Below are 20,167 nucleotides of genomic sequence, written 5' to 3' on the forward strand. Positions count from 1 at the left end.
AATATAAATAGAATAAAAATATTTTTGCCTTTATTGTGTATTACTTAATAATTAACTATAATAAAAACATGTTGAAATTTGAAGATTTATATAACACCACTGAATACTCTTTTTTAGATTCGCTTATAAAAGTTGAAGAGTTAGTTTTGCTGTCTAAAAAACACAATAGGAGAGCGGTAGCATTAACTGACCATAATAATATGTTCGCTTTGGGTGAATTTTTAAAATGTTGTTCTAAATATGACATTAAACCTATTATTGGCGTAGATTTAGATGTTGAAGATTATCGATTTATTTTGTTAGCTAAAAACATAAATGGTTTCAAAAAAATAAACACGTTAATTCTTAAAAAGTCACAAGGTGAATTAAGCATCGATGATATTAAAATAGATGATGTTTTTATTATTGATCACCCAACCAAGGGTCTTTTTGCTAAAACAAAAAATAATGAATTGTCCACTTTAGATAATTATTTTGTTGTTTCTACTGACACATCAATTCCAAATGCTATTTTTGTTAAAGAAAATAAATTAATAAATATGGAAGATAATGATACATTAAACATAGTTCAAGAGCTGGGCAATAATCAAAAATCTATGCACTTTTTAAACTATTTTGATACCTATCAAATTGATAACATACTCCTTGAACGAATTCATAAAATTATTGATGAATGTAATGTTGTTTTTCCAAAAAAAGAACTTCATTTAGCTTCATTTTGCAACAGCGAAAATGAAAATGAACAATTATTTATTAAAAAAATAAATGAGGGTTTGCAAAAACATAGAAAAGAGTTATCACCTTATCAAACCATTGTGAGTGAAAGAGTGAAATACGAGTCTTCAGTTATCAAAAAATTAGGTTTTATTAACTACTTTTTAATAATTGCTGACTTAGTTGATTATGCTAAAAGTAAGAATATTTCAGTTGGCCCAGGGCGTGGTAGTGCTGCTGGATCAATAATTAGCTACTTACTTGGAATTACAAAAATTAATCCACTCAAATACGGTTTATTTTTTGAAAGATTTTTAAATATAGAAAAAATTAGCTGACCTGATATTGATATTGATATTCAAGATGATAGAAGAGATGAATTATTTACATATTTGCAAAATAAATATTCAAAAGAAAAAACAGCGGTTATTTCCACATTTCAAAAAATGGGAACAAAGCAAGCAATACGTGATGCAGGGAGAATCCTAGAAATACCATTAGCTGATATTAATAGAATTAGTAAATCTATTAACTCATTTGCTAATTATGAATCAATGGAAGAAGAATATAAAAACAACTTACTTTTCCAAAAAGAAATGAGCAAATTTCCAACACTATATAAGCATGCTTCAAAAATGCAAGGTTTGCCTAGACAATATGGCATTCACGCCGCTGGAATAATTATTGCTAAGAGTAATCTTGATAGTTATGTACCAGTTTTTGAAAATTCATACAAATTTTTACAAGTTCAGGTTCCTATGGAATTTGTCGAAGATTTTGGGCTTTTAAAAATTGATTTATTGGGACTTAAAACGCTAACTGAAATTAAGCACATGGAAACGAAAATTACAAATAGAAAACTATTTGATGAATTAGTTGACGACAATCCACAAGAGTTGCAAGATCCAATGGCTATAAACTTATTAAATAAAGGTTATACAGAAGGCTTATTTCAATTAGAATCAGCTGGCATGAAAAGAACCATCAAACAAGTTGGTATTGAATCATTTGAAGACTTATTTGCTATTATTTCTTTATATCGTCCTGGACCAAAAGACTACATACCTGAATATGCTAAGAACAGAAAAAATCCAAAATTGATCGAAAAAATCCATCCACAATATGATCAAATAGTCGCTTCTACATATGGCATTATTATTTATCAAGAACAAATTATGAAAATAGCACAAACAGTTGCTGGTATGTCGTTTGCTCAAGCTGATTTGTTAAGAAAAGCTATTAGTAAGAAAAATGAAATTGAACTAGGAAAATATCGCAAAAATTTTTATGATGGCGGTTTAAAACAGGGTTATTCAGAAAAAACTCTAAATCAAATTTATAATAAAATTGAAAAATTTGCTCAATATGGTTTTAATAAATCTCATGCTGTATCATATGCTTATTTAACTATGAAAATGGCTTATTATAAAGCCAGATATCCGCAAGTTTATTTCAGCGCGCTGATTTCTAATTCTTATGGAGATCAAAAGAAAATTGCTTTATATGTGAATGAACTCAGAAATATGAATTTTAGTGTTTTTTCACCCAATATTGTTCAATTTAATAATAGCGCAATCATTAGCGACGGAGACATTTATTTGCCTTTTAATATGATCAAAGGTTTTGGCACAGAAGGCATTAAAAAGATAGCTCAAGATATCAATGAAAATGGTTCATATAAAAACTTATCTATTTTTGAAATTTTATTACGCCTTAGATTTGCTAGGATCAAAAATGCTTCACTTGATTTATTAATTAAAGCAAGTGTGTTTAGAAATTTTGGACATCAAAACTATATAAAAGCAATCAATGAATTTATCGAAGATGAATATAATCTTTTAAGTAAAAACACTTCATCATATAGCCAAATTAAAAATAATTTAGACTTTGAAGGTTATAAAAATGCTATTGAAAACTTAGCTTCTGAAATTGAGTGAAATATTGATGAAGAGTCTAAAAATGAAGAAACATTATTAGGCGAAGTTTATAATGCATTTAAAACAGCAAAATATGAAAAAAAATATCCAAAAAGACTTTCACAAATAGCAAAAGAAAAAGGTATTTTTAAAACTGTTGTTGAAATCATTGATATTAAATTTTTTAAAGATAAAGAATATGTATTAATTGAAACAAGAGACACCTCAACAACACAAGCTTTTTTTACTAACAAAAAATCAATGTCGGCGAGAATGCCTATCAAAAAGGGATATTTGGTTGAAATTGAGATTAATTCAACAGGTAAAAATCTGATACTTAATTCATGGAAGGAAATAATCTAATATGGCTTCTAAAAAAAATTTAATGTTACTAATTGATGGAAATTTTTTGATGTTCCAGTCATTTTATGCTTCCTATAATCCATATAAACCAGAAGGCACTTTAAAAGCATCAAATGGTGTCACAACTAATGGAGTACACGTATTTTTGCAAACCATGTTTAAGTTGATGAGAAAATTCCAGCCTAGCCATATGTTTATAGCTTTTGATGCTAAAGGCAAAACAAAAAGACATGAACAATATGAAGAATATAAGGCAGGCAGAACAAAAGCACCTGTAATTATTTTTGAGCAGTTTGATTTAATTAAAAAAATTTTAACAGCAATGAATATCAAGTGATATGAAAAAGTTGGTGATGAAGCAGATGATTTAATTGCAACGGTTGCTACTAAAAATTGTGGTTTTAAAAACTATATTTTTTCAAAAGACAAGGATTTATTGCAATTAGTTAATGAAAATAATAGCGTTATTAAAGTTAATAAAGATGATAATTATTATCAAAGTTATTCATTGGATACAATTGAAGACTTTAAAGACACTTATGATATAAATCCTAGTCAAATACCAGATTATAAGGGTTTGGCTGGAGATTCATCAGATAACCTAAAAGGTGTTCAGGGAATTGGTCCTAAAAAAGCAACAAGTTTATTAAATCAATTTAACACACTTGAGGGGATTTATAAAAATATTGAATCAATTAAAGGAAAAACAAAAGAATATTTAATCAATGATAAGGAATCAGCATTTTTTAGCAAAAAACTAGCAATTTTGAATTGTGATGTCGATATGAATACTAATATTGATGATTTTTTAATTAAACTCAACACTGCTGATGCAGCAAAGATCCTATCAGATTATAATTTCACTAATATTTATGATACTTATTTTAGCTATTTTGTCCCTTTTTACGATAAAAAAAGCGCGAAATAAAATTGCCACGTAGGCAATTTTTTATTTCTCAAATTCAATAGTAATTATTTCGTCGCTTGCTAATGGAATACCAATTTTTTCAGCTTTTAATAATGGAATTCCTATTTGGAAAATAATAGAATATTTACCGTCTTTGACTTGGGCATTTGCTCCATGAGCATGTTCTTCTTTCTCGCCCTTGAATTCGTTTTCATAGACTGTTACTATATCAATCACTTTTTTATAATTTAATACATTAAGAAGTTTGGCAAATTCATCTGAAAGAGTAGCAACTTGAAAGGCCGATCTTCCTATATATTTTTTAGATGGTGAAGTATAAACTTGAAGAAAAATATTTGAATTTTTAACTGCTTCCTTAGCTTTTTCAATAACATCAGCATCATTTGTTTTAATAATATTTGTATCTTTTTTTGCTTCTTTAATAAAGAAATCTATGATTTGTTTGTGAACTTTTTCTAATTCTTTAACTGCTGCTGGACTTTTAGCATCTGCTAATTTTTCAACAGCTGAGTTAATGTTTTTTAATTCAGCATCATCTTTGTATATATTGTCTTGAGTAATTTTAGCAAAAGCACTTTTTATTTGTTTTACATATTCTTCATATTTTTCATCATAAAATTTATTAGTTTCTTTTTTACATGAAACAACACAGAATGGGATAATTGTGCTAGCTGATAATGAGCCAACTAATGGTAATATTTTTTTAAATTTCATATCTTCTCCTTATTTGATAGCTTATTTGATAGCTTGTTAAATTATACTAAAACTATTATTTAAATAATATATAGTCACTGTTCTTAACTGTAAAATGCGATAAAAAAATTACAAAATTGTAATTTTTAATGTTTGAAAATAAATAAAGTCGAAAACTTATTATTTCTTTTCTTTATGTATTTTACTTGCGTTGCATTTAGCACAGTATTTTTTAAGTTCAACTTTTTCAGGTGTATTTTTCTTATTTTTTTTACTAATGTAATTTTCCATTTTGCATTCTGTGCAAACTAATGTAAATCCATCTCTTGGCATAATACCTCCATTTATTTGATCGGGCTACAATTATCTAATTAATAATGATAATAAATTATGATTATTATTATAGTGTAAAAATATAAAACTATGTTTTAAAAAATGTTTTTTGTTGTGCAGGCTAGTTAGGCATGATATAAAGACATTTAATACTAATTTAATAACGTAGTTCAAAAGTTCATATTCACTATAAAACAGTTTAATTAGATAAACTTGTATTTTCTTCAATGTTTTTTAATCTTGCTATTGCTTTATGAACGCTATCATATGCAGCTGATCTAGTAGTAGCGGAAATTTTTGCTATTTCAGAATAAGAAAGATTTTCATAAAAATATAATTTAAATGCTTGTTTTTGAGTTTGGGTTAATAAACCATTAAATTTTTCAAATAACTGACAAAGATGTTCAACATTTTCAATATCATTAATATCGTTTTTATTCATTTTTCAAAATTAAATCCTTAGTTAGTTCATAAATAAAATTGTCTAAATCAAACTCTTGTAAATCATCAAGTTTTTCGCCAAGTCCAATATATTTAACATTTAAATCGAACTCATCTTTAATTGAAAGAACAATTCCACCTTTTGATGTTCCATCCATTTTCGTGAGAATAATGCCAGTCGCATTTGCAACTTCGCTAAATGCTTTAGCTTGACTAATTCCATTTTGGCCTGTTGTAGCATCAAGAACTAGTAAACACTCATGCGGAGCATCATCTTGAAATTTAGCAATGATACTATACATTTTTTCAAGTTCTTTCATTAAATTCACTTTGTTTTGTAATCTTCCAGCTGTGTCGATTAAAAGCAAGTCATAATTTTCTGATTTTGCTTTTTCAAGTGCACTATAAACAACGCTTGCTGGATCGGCTCCTTCTTTTACTGGCTTAACAATTTGTGCTCCAACTCTATCAGCTCAAACAGCTAGCTGATCAACTGCGCCGGCTCTAAATGTATCAGCAGCTGCTATTAATACTTTTTTGCCTTGTGTAATAAATTTATGAGCAATTTTTGCAATACTTGTTGTTTTGCCTGAGCCATTAACGCCTATAAAAATAAAAATATTTAATCTGTCATTTTGCACATTCAATGTTGTATCAACTATACTTTTGTTTGTATAAATAACAAATAATTGATCGGCAATCAACTCTCCTATATCTTTTGGATCGCTTAGATCTCTAAGTCTTACTTCATTTTTAATGTGAGTAATAATTGCATAAACAAGTTTTGCACTTATATCACTCATAATTAATATTTCTTCGAGTTCGTCAAAATATTCATCGTCAATTTTTTTGTGTTTATTTTGTAAATCTAATAACTTAGAACCTAACGAACTTGATTTGCTTAAACCTGTTTGATATTTTTGCAACTTCTCGCTTTTAAGAAGTTCTTGCTCTTCTTTTTGTGCTAGTTCAGCTTCTTTTTGTGCAACTTTTTCCTCTTTAGATTTTTTTCTGCCGAAGAGTTTTTCTTTTAAATAACTAAAAAATCCCATAATTCAATTTTAAACAAAAATATTTTAATATAGCAAAAAGACTTTTGTATTATTAATTCTGTAAATTTAAAAATGACATTTAGATATTTAAAGATATAGTTATAAATATATGAATCTTTTCTATTTCCATCTACAATCTATCGTTATAATTGTTGCAGGCATACCTATAATTTGTATATCAAACTTCAAACTTGATTCAACCTTAGTCGAAGCATTATGAATTCTGAAACTAAATTGCCAACCACCATCAAGGTATAGTTCCAATGTATTCTTGCTGTCTGGTTTATATTCCAAACTAACAATCCTTGTTGGAAGTGTTGATATTGGCAATTCAACGCTTCTTTTACGCTTTTTGCCCTGCCTGTTCAATGTTCCTCTCAAATTGTAGCTTTGAATTTGAGTTGTTTTTTTATTATCAATCCCAATTACTTTATAAAAATCAAATTCTCCAAGTAAATACTCAACCATTAATCTAGGAATATCTTTACCAAACAAGTCATTTTGTCTCTCCAGTTCCCTTTTAAATGCATTTAATAAAGGAACATATACATCGTCTTCTTTGTTAAGTAATTCACTCCACTTAGAACCCTTTTGTTTTTCAGAATCAAGATATTCAAATATTGGTTTAATATCTTTTCAATATTGTTCAGAGCAATTTATTCCATACCACTTTTTTCCAAAATCCAAATACTTAGATAATCTACTATGTTTTACAGCAAAATGGTTGTGTTTTACACTAAGGCCAATTTCCCACTCAATACCTCGTCTAATAATCAGTATATCTCTTACATCACCTTCTTTGCCCTTGTCATCTGATTGAATTTGCAATTTCAGTTCATCTAATCCATCATCTAAAATCAAAGGTTCAAGTTCAAATATAGTATTTACCCCAGCTAATGCACTAATTTTGTATATAGCTTTTTCAGAATCAGTTAAAGTATTTCATGCACGTTCTGCAGCACAAAAACTACTGTTTTTTTCTATCTTTACCGGACGAACTTTTGATATTTCTTCAAACAATATAGTTAAATATGAAAACTCATATGCTCTTCCTTGATTATTACTTTTTTCACTCATAGATTCCTTTCACCTAATTATCTGTGTTTGTTTTTAGGAGACTCAAATTCAAACTAGAATTATGTAAAGCTTCTAAAATGGACTTAGCCATAACATATGCTAAGTTCACAGGAACAGCATTACCGATCATTTTATATGCATCATTCAAGTTCGTATAATAAAATTTAAAATTGTCTGGGAATCCTTGTATTCTAGCACACTCTCTAACAGTTAATCTTCTATATAGTACTTCCTTACCGGGTTCAAATATATTTTTATTTTTTTCTACTTTAGGCATAACTGGTGCTTGTGGATGTAGTTGACACTGTCTACCAGATGCTTGAACCGTAAATGCCTGTTCATCCCATTGTCTAACTCTATTTCTACTCATAAATATTGGCGAATAGGCTCCAATAAAGTATTCATGATTTAAAAATTTACAGTTGTCACCATTTGTCTTATTTTTTTCTAATGCTGGAATTGCCGAATCTTTTAAATCAAATATCGCATCTTTAAAAGTCAACTTTGACTCGTATGGTTTAGGAGATTCAAATTTGATGTTTAAATCCTTTCTAAACCCAACATAGAAAACTCTTTTTCTATCCTGTGGAACACCATAATCACTAGCATTTAGCAAATGAATGAAAACATCGTAACCCGCTTCCTCAAATTGAGAAACAATATTTTCAACAGCACTATTATGCCTTTTAGCCATCATTCCCTTAACATTTTCAGCTAAGAAGAATTTCGGTTTTTTATCTTTCAAAATGCGTATGTACTGATAAAATAATTGCCCTCTTGGATCATCAATTCCCTTTAATGCCCCTGCCACACTCCAAGACTGACATGGCGGACCTCCTATAATACCATCACATTCAGGAAACATCTCTGAGGGAATACCACAAATATCTCCTTTAATAAGTTTTGTATTATGATTTTTTTCATATGTTTCCCAAATTGTTTTATCGTATTCATTAGCAGCTACCACATTAAACCCTGCTTTTTCAAAACCTAAGTCTAATCCTCCTGCTCCTGAAAACAAACTAATTAAATTCATTTTATATTCCCTCCGAAGAATCATTAACGCATTCCACAATCTCTGAAATATCACATTCCAATACAATACAGATTCTTAGAAACACATTAGTTGTGACATTATCACCATTTTTAATTTTATAGAATGTATTCTTACTCACTTTTGCTTTTTTGTAAATTCCCAAAGTAAAATACACCTTCATTAAGCACACGATAAATATTGCTAAATTCATGTTTTCTAAATTAGGATAAAAAAATTCAAAATTCTACAATTTCGAGTCTAATTTTTTGTCTTAGTATATCTTGGCTCAGGTTGTTTTTCTAATATTAAATTCATTTTTTTAAAAATTGGAATATTTTTGTAACTTTTTAGCGCCACATTAATAATATTTTCTTCATTTAAAATTGAATTGACTCTTCCATCATCATTATTATCAGATAAAGATATTTTTTGATTTTTTAATTGCTGAATTAATGCTTCAACCACTAAATCATAATCTTCTATTAAAAACATTTATTTATCATATTCTTAATTAGTAATAGATACTAACATATTGTATTTAATCGTTCAACTTTGGCAGTGTAATCAATGTATGCTTCAATATTATTAATCATTTTCTTAGCTTCTTCACTTTTCATAAAATTATTATAAGCAGCTTGATTGCTCCATCTTTGAACAATAATAAGTGTATTTTCATTTTTTCAGCAAACATCAAATGATAAATTGAGTTCATTTTTCTTAGCAATGTCGATTCAAGGCTTAAGTAAATATATCAACTTATCTTTTGTTTCAGCTTTAATAATAATTTCTTTATAAACTATATGTATCATATCTATACCTTTCGATTATCTATTATTATGTTTATTTCTTAATTCTATTGTATAAAATGAATTTTTCAGATACTTTTAAATTATTAAATTTTAACAAGTTTTTAATTTCTTTAAATTCAAAACCACTAATATTTAAAGCTCTGGCAACTTCCTTCATTTTGTTTGGCATCACGATTTGTAAACTACATGAAACTGCATAAATGCCGTTTAATAATCTGATTAAAATAGCTTCTAATTCATCTTTGTCTGCTTCGTTTGTTAAAAGTCATGGTTTTAATTCATCAATATATTTATTCAAATCATTTGATAAATTAATTGATAATTCAAAAGCTTTGTCTAATTTATACTTATCCATAAATTCAATAAACAACTTAGGAAAAGTTAAAATTTTGTTTTCAATTTCTAAATGTTCTTTTTTATTATTTTCCTTATAAAACAGTCCATTTGGGAAAGAATTATTAATCATTTTAAGGGTTCGCGATACAAGATTACCATAGTTGTTAATTAAATCTGCATTAACAACATCTATCAATTTTTCTTCACTAAAGTTACTATCTTCTCCTAAGACAACTTGCGAAGCAAAATAATATTTAATCATCTCATTATGATATTTATTTAGAAGATAATCAGGTTCAATCACATTATTTAATGATTTAGACATTTTTCTTCCTTTGCCATCCCTTAAAAGTCCGTGAGCAAAAATTTTGTCTGGTATTCTAATTCCAAGTGCTTTTGTAAAAATAGTTCAATAAATAAAATGAAATCTTGAAATTTCCTTACCAACAAGGTGCACTATTTCATTACCATTAGCTCAATATTTTAAATAATCATCACTTGGTTTTTTTAGATCGAAACCAAGAGCTGTCACATAATTAAATAAGGCATCTAACCAAACATATAAAATGTGTTCTGGAGCTTCAATTGTTGGAATGCCCCATTTTATATTTGTTCTAGTTACGGATAAATCTTCCAAACCATCAGCCATAAAATTTGTAATCATTTCATTGGTCATTTTTTGTGGTACTAACCAATCTGGATTTTTTTTAACTTCATCCATTCACCATTGTTGAAACTTACTAACTTTGAAAAAGTAACTTTCTTCACTCATATTAATTAATTTATGACCGCTTACAGGATGAAAATATTCACCATTTTTTTCAACAGCTTGAGTTTTTGTCAAAAACTCCTCATCATTTATTGAATATAAACCTTCATACTTGCCTTTATAGATCAAACCATGTTTTAAGAAATAACTAAAAACCGACTGAACAGTCTTCATATGATAAGGATTAGTTGTTCGACTAAAATAATCATAATCAATATCTCACTTTTTTCACATTTGTTTATATGAGGCAACTAATTCATCTACATAATCTTGTGTGTTTTTGTTAGCAGTTCTGGCTTTTTGTTCAATTTTTGAACCATGCTCATCACTTCCTGTTAAAAATTTAACATCATAGCCAAGCAATCTTTTGTAATTTGCTATACACCAAGCAATTGTCGTACAGTAAAGATGTCCGATATGTAATGGACCAGAAGTATAAAAAATAGGTGTTGTGATATAAAAAGTTTTCTTTTGCATGTTAAGCCTCTTTTATTTTAATTGGTTTATAGAGTTCCTTAATTTCAGGCAAATACTCATGATTTTTTTTATCGCTTGCATTATGTAAATATAGATTAGGCATAAAATGAACACCTCATCCGGCTTGATATCTACCTTCAATCAAAACTAATTTAGGTTTATTATAAACTCTTGGAATAATAAATTGCACTCTTTTTGGTTCAAATTTGTATTGTCTCATTAAACAAAAACAATCAACAAGTCTCTCGACTGGCAATACTAATGATAAATATCCTTTTTGCTCTATTATTTTTGATGAGCCAGCAATTATTTGTTCAAGATTTAATTTTACTTCATGGGTTGCAATTAGCAATTCTTGTGATATTGTTTTGCTAACCTTAGTTTTATCATAAATATAAAAAGGTGGGTTACAAACTATTGAATCATATTTTGGTTTAACTGCTTTTATATGACTTTGATAAAAATCATTAAAATCAGCCTCGATGATATTAATTTGATTTTGTTTATTGTTTAAATTAATATTATCTCTGGCTAATTGCACTGCCTTTTTTTGAATTTCAATGGCGTCTATTTTTAATTGTTTGCTTCTTTCAGAAATAAAGACACTTAATGCGCCATTATTAGTCCCTATTTCAAGCATATTTTTAATCTTATTATTTAAAAAAACAAAATTTCCAAGAAGTATAGTATCAACAGAATAATTAAACATTTGCTTATTTTGTACTATGTATAAGTTGCTATCGAAGCCAAGTGAATTCTTAACTAATTTATCTTTTACATTTGACATATTTCACAGTTTTACAGCCTTTTTTGTTTATTTTTTAATATTTTGCTTTCATATTTCTTTGCTTGTTTTTTTAAATAATTTTTGTAATCAGATACTAGAACGCAATCAACTTTTCCTGATGATTCATCCGCTTCTGTAATGATCACTCGCACAGTTTGACCAAGATAATATCTGTTTTTAGAATTTGACTTTGAATATAATTCTGTCATTTGAATGTTGGGCTCAAAGTCACCGTCACCTATGTTGCTTAAATGAACCATAGCATCTGTTTTATTTTCAAATTGAATAAACATACCAAATTTTGTAATACTAAATATTTTTCCTTCTAATTCTGAATGGATTTTATTCTTATAATATTCAGCAAATTTTAAATCATTAACATCTCTTTCAATTTGCACAGCATTTTGCTCTGCCGCTGAATTCATGATTGCTATTTTTTCAAGACTATTATTGAAGTCTTGAATTTTTTGCTTGTTATTTTTAAACACAAATTCTCATAAAATTCTATGAACAACAATATCTGGGTACCTTCTTATAGGACTTGTAAAATGACAGTAACATTCACTAGCTAGTCCAAAGTGACCAATATTATCAGGCGAATATACTGCTTTTTGCATCGTTTTTAAATATAACATTTTAAGAAAATCATCGTCTCGTTGCTCATTAATTTGTGCGACAGCTTTTTGAAAAGTTAATGGAGTGATGTTTCTTCTATCAAGGTTTACTTGAATATTTAACGCCTGTAAAACATCTAAAAAGTAATCAATTTTTTCATTACTAGGAATTTCATGAACACGATACATCATAGGTAATTTAGCTTGTGTGATAAATTTAGCAACTTCTTCGTTTGCTCTCACCATAAAGTCTTCTATCATTCTTTCAGATTTGCCACTTTGTTCAACTTTAATATCTATCACTTTGCCTGTTTTATCAAGTTCAACATAAGGTTCTTGAACTTCAAAGTCAATATAGCCTTGTTTGTTTTTATATTCTCTTATAATTTGAGAAAGCTCGTAAGCATTCGTTAACATTTCATTTAATTCTTTCGATTCAAATTTTTTGTTGGAATTATAAAATTCATTAACACCATCATATGTTAATCTAAATTTAGATTTTATAACAGATGGAACAATTCTGGTTTTTATACTTTCTCCGTTTCTGTTAATTATTGTTATACAACTCAATGTTAATTTTTCCTCGTTAGGATTAAGTGAACAAATGCCATTTGATAATTTAAATGGTAACATTGGAACAACATCATTAAGCAAATAAATACTTGTTCCTCTTTTTAAAGCTTCATTATCAAGCGGTGAACCTTCCTTAACATAATAAGCAACATCAGCAATATGAACACCTAATTCATAGGTGTTTTCGTCAATTTTTTTAACATGAATAGCATCATCGAAATCTTTGGTATATGAACCATCGATAGTAACTATTAACTCATTTCTAAAGTCTTCTCTTTGACTTAAATCCTCATTCTCTATGTTATCAGGTATACTAGTTTTCATGTATTCATAAATCTCAGCTGAGAAATCTTCTGGAACATTTCTTGCAACTTCAAGTGATTTAACATAAGCCATAGGATCATTAATATTAGTTATTTTTTTGATAATATCAATTTCTTTATTTTTCTTATCATAATTCACTATTTTAGCAACAACAACGTCAAGAATCCTAGCTTCTTTAATACAGTTTCTTATTTTAAATCTTACATGTTTATACAACTTATCAATAGGTTTAAAATCAATAAAGTTAGCAGAACTATTAAGTACGCCAACAAGTGTATCAGTATTTCTTTCAACCACTTCTTTCACTACACCAAAAGAACGATTGTTTGCAGGATCAACAGGTGTATAAATATCTGCTTTTACTAAGTCCCCATCCATAGAAGAAGCAAAATTCGCGCCAGGAACAAAATACGAATCTTTTTCTCCATCAGGAAGTTCAATGTCAATGAATCCAAATTTACCTTCGGAAGCAAAATGAATTTTTCCAGTAATTGATTTTATTTTTTCTAAGGCTGTATATGTTGAATTTTTGCGATTATTCACAATTAAATAATTTTTAATTAAACTAATTAAAACATCGGTAAGTTGATTATTATTTAAGGGCGATATTTTTAGTTTTTTAGCTAAACTAATAAAACTAATTTCAGGATTTGATTTGATTATTTTTAATACTTCTGATTCTTTTATCATAATTATTTTACTAAGGCTCAACAAATAATTGTAAGTACCATCAGTAATAAACCTGAAGATATCATTAATCATTTGAGAACTTTTTTAAATCCCCTTTCTTTCGATGTTTTAAATAATTCTAAGTCCCCGGAACCAACAAGCGCACCAGAAAAAGCATTTGAATCAGGAGCCATTAAAAGCGAAATAACAATTATCCCAATAGATACGATTGCTAAAATGATTGTAATTACTGCTTTTATTTCCATTAGTCCTCCTTTTTAATGCTTTAAAGCCTTAATAAAATTTTATAACTGCATAGAGTTTATAATTAAATAGTGTTTTCTATTATATATAATTTAATTTATAATTTTATAGTTAAAATTCAAAAAAAGGATATGAGGTTAATATGGCAAAAGAATCAAATAAAATAAATATGAGTTATGTAATAAATACTTATGAAAATTTTGATTTCAACCAAAATTTTTACAAAATGGAATTAAACGGTATTAAAAGTAAGGCAGAAAATCATCCTATTGCTTTAAATAGTCAGTTAGATTCAGCAATTAATTTAAATAATTACATTGAAAATAATTTAGAAAAAAACAAAATCAGGCTGGCTAATGAATATATCAGAAAAAATCGCTTAACATTTCTGCCTTGAATTATTTCGCTTTTGATATTATCACTTTCGTTTGTTATTATTGTTTTTGCTTTAGCAATTAATGCTTACGTGAATGATATATTAGTAGGCATCCTCACTTCATTATCATTAATTTGTCTAGGAACAGTTGCTGGTTTAACCTTCCCTTACGTTAAAAAATATATTAGATATACAAAAGATAAAATTGAATATTTTAGACAACCTTTAACTAAAGATGTAAGTCTATTAAACATTACAAATTTAGCTTTTGATTCAGAAGAAAACTTGAAAATAAATGGTTTAAGTTCATCATTATCATGGGCATCATTAATTAAAGAAAACAAGGACTATGATGACTATGATTATGAAGTTGATCCAAATAGTATTGAATATGATTTTTATGGAGCAAAGGTTTTAGTTCAAAATGCTAAATTGACCAATAAAACAGACAAAAAAGAAAAATATATCGCACTTTTTGAAATTCATTTAGATAACTCTAAATTTGGTTTATTAAGTAATAATTTTAGTATTTTTAAAACACCATATTTTTTAAACAACACAAAGCTAAAAGAAATGAAACTTGACAACCAAGATTTAAATAATATTTTTAAACCACTTGCAGAAAATACATTGCAAAAAGAACCAATGTTAAAATCACTTAAGTCGCTTAATGATAATAATAATTTCATGCAAAAAATTAATGTAAATGAAGCTATTGTTTCTTATTTAGATAACAAAATTGTTGGCTTTTATGAACTTAAAAATATTAACAATGATCCTTTCCATAAACCTTTAAAACAATTAGATTTTAATAACAAACTTAAATTACAATTGCCTGAAAAAATTGACTTATCTAATGAATTACCGCTATGATTTATACTTGATAATTTTTATCCAATTAGCAAATATGCAGCAAGTTTAAAAAGTAATTTTTATGAATTAATAGCTCCTTTATTTGTTTCATTTGGATATTATCTAGGTCAAAATAAATTCGATATAAATCCACAATATACAGAAATGTTAGTATTTAATTAAATTACTAACATTTTTTATTGTTTAAAGTAAATTATATTTAGTCTTATTATAAAAATAATTATAATAATATTTATTATGACTATCAAATCAAGAAAAAACGTGATCATCATATTCACAGGGCCTAGCGGAGTAGGCAAAGGTACAATTGAAAAATATCTATTTGCTAATCCTGAATTAAGGTTAACACTTTCGTGTTCAGCAACTACTAGACAACCAAGAGTTAATGAAATTGATGGAATTCATTATTTTTTCATTTCTAAGGAATGCTTTAAACAAAAAATTAATAATCATGAGTTTTTAGAATATAGCTTTCACTTTGATAATTTTTATGGCACTTTATATGATGAAATAGACCGCATACATAATGCTAATAGGATTCCTTTTTTAGAAATTGAAACATTTGGGGCAAAACAAATTTTAAATAATGCTGATGTGCACAAAAAATATAAAGTTCTTACATTTTTTATTATGCCACCTAATATTGAAGAACTAAAAAATAGAATACTAAATCGCAACACTGAAAACGCTGATTCAGTTGAAAAAAGGATGCAAAAAGCAATTGATGAAATGAAAGACGCTAATTTATTTGAACATATTATTACAAATAATGATGCTCTTGAAGCAGCAAATGAAATCACAAATATTATTAAGAAAGAAATTAATTAATTATGAAATATGGAAGAACATCTGATATTGGAACAAGAAGATTAGAAAACCAAGACGCTGTTGCTATTCTCACTAATAGTGATTTTTCATTATTGCTTTTGTGTGATGGAATGGGAGGTCACTATGGTGGTGGAATTGCTTCAAGCACAACCATTAGTATATTTGAAAAGGAATTTAAACAAAACTTTCCTGCATTAGATTCTAGCTCTATAGAGCCATTTGTAACTTGAATTAAAAATACTGTTAATGTATCTAAAAAAGAAATGATTAAAATTAGTGACCGCGATGAAGCTAAACTAGATATGGGAACTACTGTAACTGGTGCTTTAATCAATACTAAAAAGAAATATGTCTTGATTTTTAATATTGGTGATTCACGAACTTTTGTGCTATCAACTAGTGGTGAATTAACACAAGTAACTGTTGACCATAATTATTTAAACCAGCTTATTTCTGAAGGCGTACCAGAAATTGAAGCAAAAAAATATTGAAATCAAGCTTCATTAACATCAGCACTAGGTCCAGATAAGAGAACTAAACTTGAAATTTTAACGATAGGCAGCAATGATTATGATCGTATTTATAGCCTAATCTCAACTAGTGATGGTGCCCATGATTTTGTTCCTAAGCCGATATTTGAAAATATAGCAAGACAAAATAAAGACGCTGAAACACTAACTCGTGAAATTATTGACTTTGCACTAAAAAACAATTCAACAGATAATGCAACGTGTGGAATGATCATTTTAGACAATCCACCTAAATGGAGGTCTTAATATGTCAATTAGAGCAGATAGCAGAATTTTTAAAAAATATAAAGTTTTACAAAAAATTGGCGAAGGTGGTTTTAGCGAAGTTTATAAGGTTGAATTATTAAGATCAGCATCTGCTATTAAAGAAATTTTCGCCTTAAAATATTTTGTCATTAAATCTGATGCTGACAGAGAAAACACTATTAAGCGTTTCAGGCAAGAAGCTTCTATTTTAGAAAAGGTTAAATCAAGTCATTTCCCTCGCTATGTTGATTCATATATTGCTAATGATGAGCAATTTTTAGTTATGGAGTACGTTGAAGGCAAAAACCTTAGAGAAATGATTAAAAGAAACGGTGTAATAGTGCCTACAAAAGCAATTAATTATATGAGTCAAATTTGTACTGCTATTCAAGAATTGCACTCAAATAATATCATTCACCGTGACATTAAAAGCAATAATATTATCGTAACATCATCTAATGACATTAAAATCCTTGATTTTGGGCTCTCGCTTGATCCTAATAGTCAAAGATATACGCAAGAGCAAAAAGTTGTTGGTTCGGTTTATTATATGGCTCCTGAGTTATGTAGAGCACACAATCAACCTACGCCAAAAACAGATATTTATGCACTTGGAATTTTGCTTTACGAGATGCTAACAGGTGAATATCCTATTGCTGGTAAGGTGGCTCACGAAACCATTAAATTGCAAAAAACTGCACCTATGCCTAAATTAACTGAAAAAATTCAAACCTCGCAGGCTTTGGAAAATGTGATTATAAAAGCAACAGCAAAAGAACCTTCTCAACGTTATGCAACAGCTTGAGAGATGTCAGAAGATCTTAAAACATCGTTATCTGAAAAAAGAGTTTTTGAAAAAGCATTAGATGCTAAAAAAATCAAGCCTAAAAAGACTACTACTGAAATAGTTAATAGTAAAGGCTTTTTAATTGCTATGCTAACTATTTTTGGGGCATGTGTTTTGGCTGTTCTAATAGCAATTATAGTTTTATTAACTAAATAAAAAGGGGATCTATTGAAAGGTAAAATCTATTCAATTAATGCAGGCATATATACTATTAAAGACGAAAATAACCTTAGTCATAATTTACCAGCATTAGGTGTTCTTAGGCATCAGAATATCAAACCGTTAGTTGGCGATTATGTCGAGTTTGATGAGGATAAATATTTAACAAAAATCCTGCCTAGAAAAAATAATTTTGTGCGACCAGCGGTCGCTAATATTGATTATATTATTATAGTCATGTCGCTTAAAGAACCTACTTTTCAAAGTTTCTTAGTGGATAAATATATGTCATATATAGAAGCATATAATATAGAGCCAATTTTATTTATTACAAAAACAGATTTATCAGCTGATAATATGTATAAAAATGAATATGAAAAATTAGGATATCAAGTTTATGAAATTAACTATAAAACAGATGAATGAGTAAAAAATATAAAACATCTTTTTGTTAATAAAACTAATGTTTTAATGGGACAAAGCGGTGTTGGAAAAACTACTATTATAAATAAAATATCAGACAATAATTTTAAAACACAGGAGATTTCTAAATTTGCAAATAGAGGAAAACATACTACAAGAATAGTTTCTATAATTGATGTTTTTGAAAATGGACAAATTATTGACACACCCGGTTTTTCAAGTTTAGATATTAATCTAACACAAACTGAATTAGCTAATTCATTTAAACAATTTCGTGAACTTGGAAAATATTGTAAGTTTAAATCATGTTTGCACCTAAATGAACCAGAAGAGTTATGTAATGTTAAAATAGCATACAAAAATAAAATTGTTCCTGAATTTAGATATAAAAATTATTTAAAATTAATGCAAGAGGTTAAAAATGAATAAGAATAGTAAATATGTCACTCCATCGTTATTAAATGTTGACAAAGCCAATAGATTAGAAATGGCTAATAAGCTTATTAATCAAGGAATTAAATGAATACATTATGATGTTATGGATGGTCAATTTGTGCCAAATTATGCCATTGAATTAGATGAAATTAAAACTATTAATGAAAAAGGCTTAAAGCATTTTAAAGACGCTCATTTAATGGTTAATGATCCTTTAAAACTTATAGATGAGTTTAAAGATTATGTTGATATTGTCACAATTCATTATGAAGCAGTTAAACCAAAAGAATTATTAAAATTTGTAAAAACTAAAACTCACGATTACAGAATTGGTATAGCAATTAAACCAGAAACACAAGTTGAAGAAATTACTGAATTACTGCCATATATACAGCTTGTGTTAGTTATGTCAGTAGAACCAGGAAAGGGCGGTCAAAAATTTATTGATTCAGCCCTTGATAAGATCCGTAAGCTAAAACAACTAAGAATTCAAAATCAATATGATTATTTAATTCAAGTTGATGGAGGTATTAATAATATTACTGGACCTTTATCATTCAAAGCAGGTGCTGATGCTTGTGTTGCTGGAACATTTATGGTTTCATGTCCAACAAAAGAAAGAATTAATTCAATTTTAGGCATTAAATAATAAAAAATTAAGCTAAAAAGGCTTAATTTTTTTATTGGATACATTCCATTCTTAGAATTTATGCTATAGCAAAAAAATATGTATTATACTATGGCAAAATGGTACGAAAATAGTGGTAGCAATGCTGAAAATTATTCAAATTTTAGAATAATAGAGAAAGTTTTACATTGTAATTAAAAATCCAAAAATTCCATATAGTGCTATAAATCAGGTCTATATGGAATTTTTAAATTCTCAACTGGGAAACTCGAAAAATATGTATTGTTAAAATTTTCTCTCTATTGCTTCTCACACTTCATCATTTCCCGAGTTTCTGAGTTTTGAAGAAAAAAACGAAAAAGCCCTGTTATTTTTAATGTTTTTTCGCTTTTTCGTTTTTTTACATACAATTTTTTAGTATTTTATTTATTTCTTCAAACTCTCTTTTAACATTTCCATCGGGAGATGTTTGGGCAAATGATTGCTCTATAATTTGACCATTTCTTAATTTAGATGTGATTGTGCAAGCATTAAGTAGATCAACTAAGCTAGCATTTGTGTATTTCTGAATTACTCCATTATCTTCATAGAATTTATTTAATTTGTATAAGGTAAGTTTGAGAACAACAAGGGCAATAAAATTAAGT

At 27.8% G+C, this 20,167-nt stretch carries 21 protein-coding genes and 1 pseudogene; 8 read left to right on the top strand and 14 right to left on the bottom strand.

Features of this window, described 5'->3' with window-relative positions:
* Window positions 1-68 precede the first annotated feature (68 nt).
* The gene (gene dnaE / locus T386_RS0101225) at window positions 69-2,993 is read left to right on the top strand and encodes a DNA polymerase III subunit alpha (RefSeq protein WP_029513360.1); all 2,925 of its coding nucleotides are present in this window, start codon (window positions 69-71) and stop codon (window positions 2,991-2,993) included.
* 1 nt (window position 2,994) lies between these two features.
* A complete protein-coding gene (locus T386_RS0101230; RefSeq protein WP_029513361.1) occupies window positions 2,995-3,921 on the top strand; it encodes a 5'-3' exonuclease in 927 nt (308 codons plus the stop codon).
* A 21-nt stretch (window positions 3,922-3,942) separates the two neighbouring features.
* Here the strand turns inward: T386_RS0101230 and T386_RS0101235 are convergent, their stop codons facing one another.
* From T386_RS0101235 to secG, 13 genes are all read right to left on the bottom strand, one after another.
* Entirely contained in the window at window positions 3,943-4,635 is a 693-nt protein-coding gene (locus tag T386_RS0101235; RefSeq protein WP_029513362.1) for a hypothetical protein, read from the bottom strand.
* A gap of 159 nt (window positions 4,636-4,794) precedes the next feature.
* Window positions 4,795-4,947, bottom strand: coding sequence for a 50S ribosomal protein L33 (rpmG, locus tag T386_RS0101240; RefSeq protein WP_029513363.1), 153 nt, complete (start codon window positions 4,945-4,947; stop codon window positions 4,795-4,797).
* A gap of 199 nt (window positions 4,948-5,146) precedes the next feature.
* Window positions 5,147-5,389: a sigma factor-like helix-turn-helix DNA-binding protein gene (locus T386_RS0101245; RefSeq protein ID WP_029513364.1), complete on the bottom strand. Its 243-nt coding sequence runs from the start codon at window positions 5,387-5,389 to the stop codon at window positions 5,147-5,149.
* Window positions 5,382-6,440, bottom strand: coding sequence for a signal recognition particle-docking protein FtsY (gene ftsY / locus T386_RS0101250; protein WP_029513365.1), 1,059 nt, complete (start codon window positions 6,438-6,440; stop codon window positions 5,382-5,384). Before ftsY ends, T386_RS0101245 begins: the two co-directional genes overlap by 8 nt.
* 120 nt (window positions 6,441-6,560) lie before the next feature.
* Complete coding sequence (locus T386_RS0101255) at window positions 6,561-7,517, bottom strand: HaeIII family restriction endonuclease (protein ID WP_029513366.1); 957 nt, start codon at window positions 7,515-7,517, stop codon at window positions 6,561-6,563.
* A gap of 13 nt (window positions 7,518-7,530) precedes the next feature.
* Window positions 7,531-8,577: a DNA cytosine methyltransferase gene (locus T386_RS0101260; RefSeq protein WP_211246882.1), complete on the bottom strand. Its 1,047-nt coding sequence runs from the start codon at window positions 8,575-8,577 to the stop codon at window positions 7,531-7,533.
* The gene (locus tag T386_RS0101265) at window positions 8,555-8,764 is read right to left on the bottom strand and encodes a helix-turn-helix domain-containing protein (RefSeq protein WP_084274155.1); all 210 of its coding nucleotides are present in this window, start codon (window positions 8,762-8,764) and stop codon (window positions 8,555-8,557) included. The genes T386_RS0101260 and T386_RS0101265 overlap by 23 nt, the downstream gene beginning before the upstream one ends.
* A gap of 47 nt (window positions 8,765-8,811) precedes the next feature.
* Window positions 8,812-9,045 (bottom strand): hypothetical protein, encoded by a 234-nt coding sequence (locus T386_RS0101270; protein ID WP_029513369.1) that lies wholly within the window; start codon window positions 9,043-9,045, stop codon window positions 8,812-8,814.
* Window positions 9,046-9,077: 32 nt separating this feature from the next.
* A complete protein-coding gene (locus tag T386_RS0101275) occupies window positions 9,078-9,362 on the bottom strand; it encodes a putative quinol monooxygenase (protein ID WP_029513370.1) in 285 nt (94 codons plus the stop codon).
* A gap of 31 nt (window positions 9,363-9,393) precedes the next feature.
* Window positions 9,394-10,944 (bottom strand): methionine--tRNA ligase, encoded by a 1,551-nt coding sequence (gene metG / locus T386_RS0101280; RefSeq protein WP_029513371.1) that lies wholly within the window; start codon window positions 10,942-10,944, stop codon window positions 9,394-9,396.
* Window position 10,945: 1 nt separating this feature from the next.
* Window positions 10,946-11,731 (bottom strand): tRNA1(Val) (adenine(37)-N6)-methyltransferase, encoded by a 786-nt coding sequence (locus T386_RS0101285; RefSeq protein ID WP_029513372.1) that lies wholly within the window; start codon window positions 11,729-11,731, stop codon window positions 10,946-10,948.
* An 11-nt stretch (window positions 11,732-11,742) separates the two neighbouring features.
* Complete coding sequence (gene rnr / locus T386_RS0101290) at window positions 11,743-13,932, bottom strand: ribonuclease R (RefSeq protein WP_029513373.1); 2,190 nt, start codon at window positions 13,930-13,932, stop codon at window positions 11,743-11,745.
* Between the two features lie 2 nt (window positions 13,933-13,934).
* A complete protein-coding gene (gene secG / locus T386_RS0101295; protein WP_029513374.1) occupies window positions 13,935-14,177 on the bottom strand; it encodes a preprotein translocase subunit SecG in 243 nt (80 codons plus the stop codon).
* A gap of 140 nt (window positions 14,178-14,317) precedes the next feature.
* On the opposite strand from secG, the gene T386_RS0101300 reads away from it, so the two are divergent.
* The 6 genes from T386_RS0101300 to T386_RS0101325 all read left to right on the top strand — a co-directional run bounded on the left by T386_RS0101300 (window position 14,318) and on the right by T386_RS0101325 (window position 19,541).
* Window positions 14,318-15,586, top strand: coding sequence for a hypothetical protein (locus tag T386_RS0101300; protein WP_029513375.1), 1,269 nt, complete (start codon window positions 14,318-14,320; stop codon window positions 15,584-15,586).
* Window positions 15,587-15,661: 75 nt separating this feature from the next.
* Window positions 15,662-16,252, top strand: coding sequence for a guanylate kinase (gene gmk / locus T386_RS0101305; RefSeq protein WP_029513376.1), 591 nt, complete (start codon window positions 15,662-15,664; stop codon window positions 16,250-16,252).
* Between the two features lie 2 nt (window positions 16,253-16,254).
* On the top strand, window positions 16,255-17,028 hold the full coding sequence (locus T386_RS0101310; RefSeq protein ID WP_029513377.1) for a PP2C family protein-serine/threonine phosphatase: 774 nt from the start codon (window positions 16,255-16,257) through the stop codon (window positions 17,026-17,028).
* Window position 17,029: 1 nt separating this feature from the next.
* A complete protein-coding gene (locus T386_RS0101315; protein WP_029513378.1) occupies window positions 17,030-18,031 on the top strand; it encodes a serine/threonine protein kinase in 1,002 nt (333 codons plus the stop codon).
* Window positions 18,032-18,043: 12 nt separating this feature from the next.
* The gene (gene rsgA, locus T386_RS0101320) at window positions 18,044-18,886 is read left to right on the top strand and encodes a ribosome small subunit-dependent GTPase A (protein ID WP_029513379.1); all 843 of its coding nucleotides are present in this window, start codon (window positions 18,044-18,046) and stop codon (window positions 18,884-18,886) included.
* Window positions 18,879-19,541, top strand: a complete 663-nt coding sequence (locus T386_RS0101325; protein ID WP_029513380.1) for a ribulose-phosphate 3-epimerase — start codon at window positions 18,879-18,881, stop codon at window positions 19,539-19,541. The genes rsgA and T386_RS0101325 overlap by 8 nt, the downstream gene beginning before the upstream one ends.
* Window positions 19,542-19,920: 379 nt before the next feature.
* On the opposite strand, the pseudogene T386_RS04580 reads toward T386_RS0101325, so the two are convergent.
* Window positions 19,921-20,167: pseudogene (locus T386_RS04580) on the bottom strand (hypothetical protein); the annotation flags it as partial.

Source organism: Mycoplasmopsis primatum ATCC 25948, assembly GCF_000702785.1.
Taxonomy (GTDB): domain Bacteria; phylum Bacillota_I; class Bacilli_A; order Mycoplasmatales; family Metamycoplasmataceae; genus Mycoplasmopsis; species Mycoplasmopsis primatum.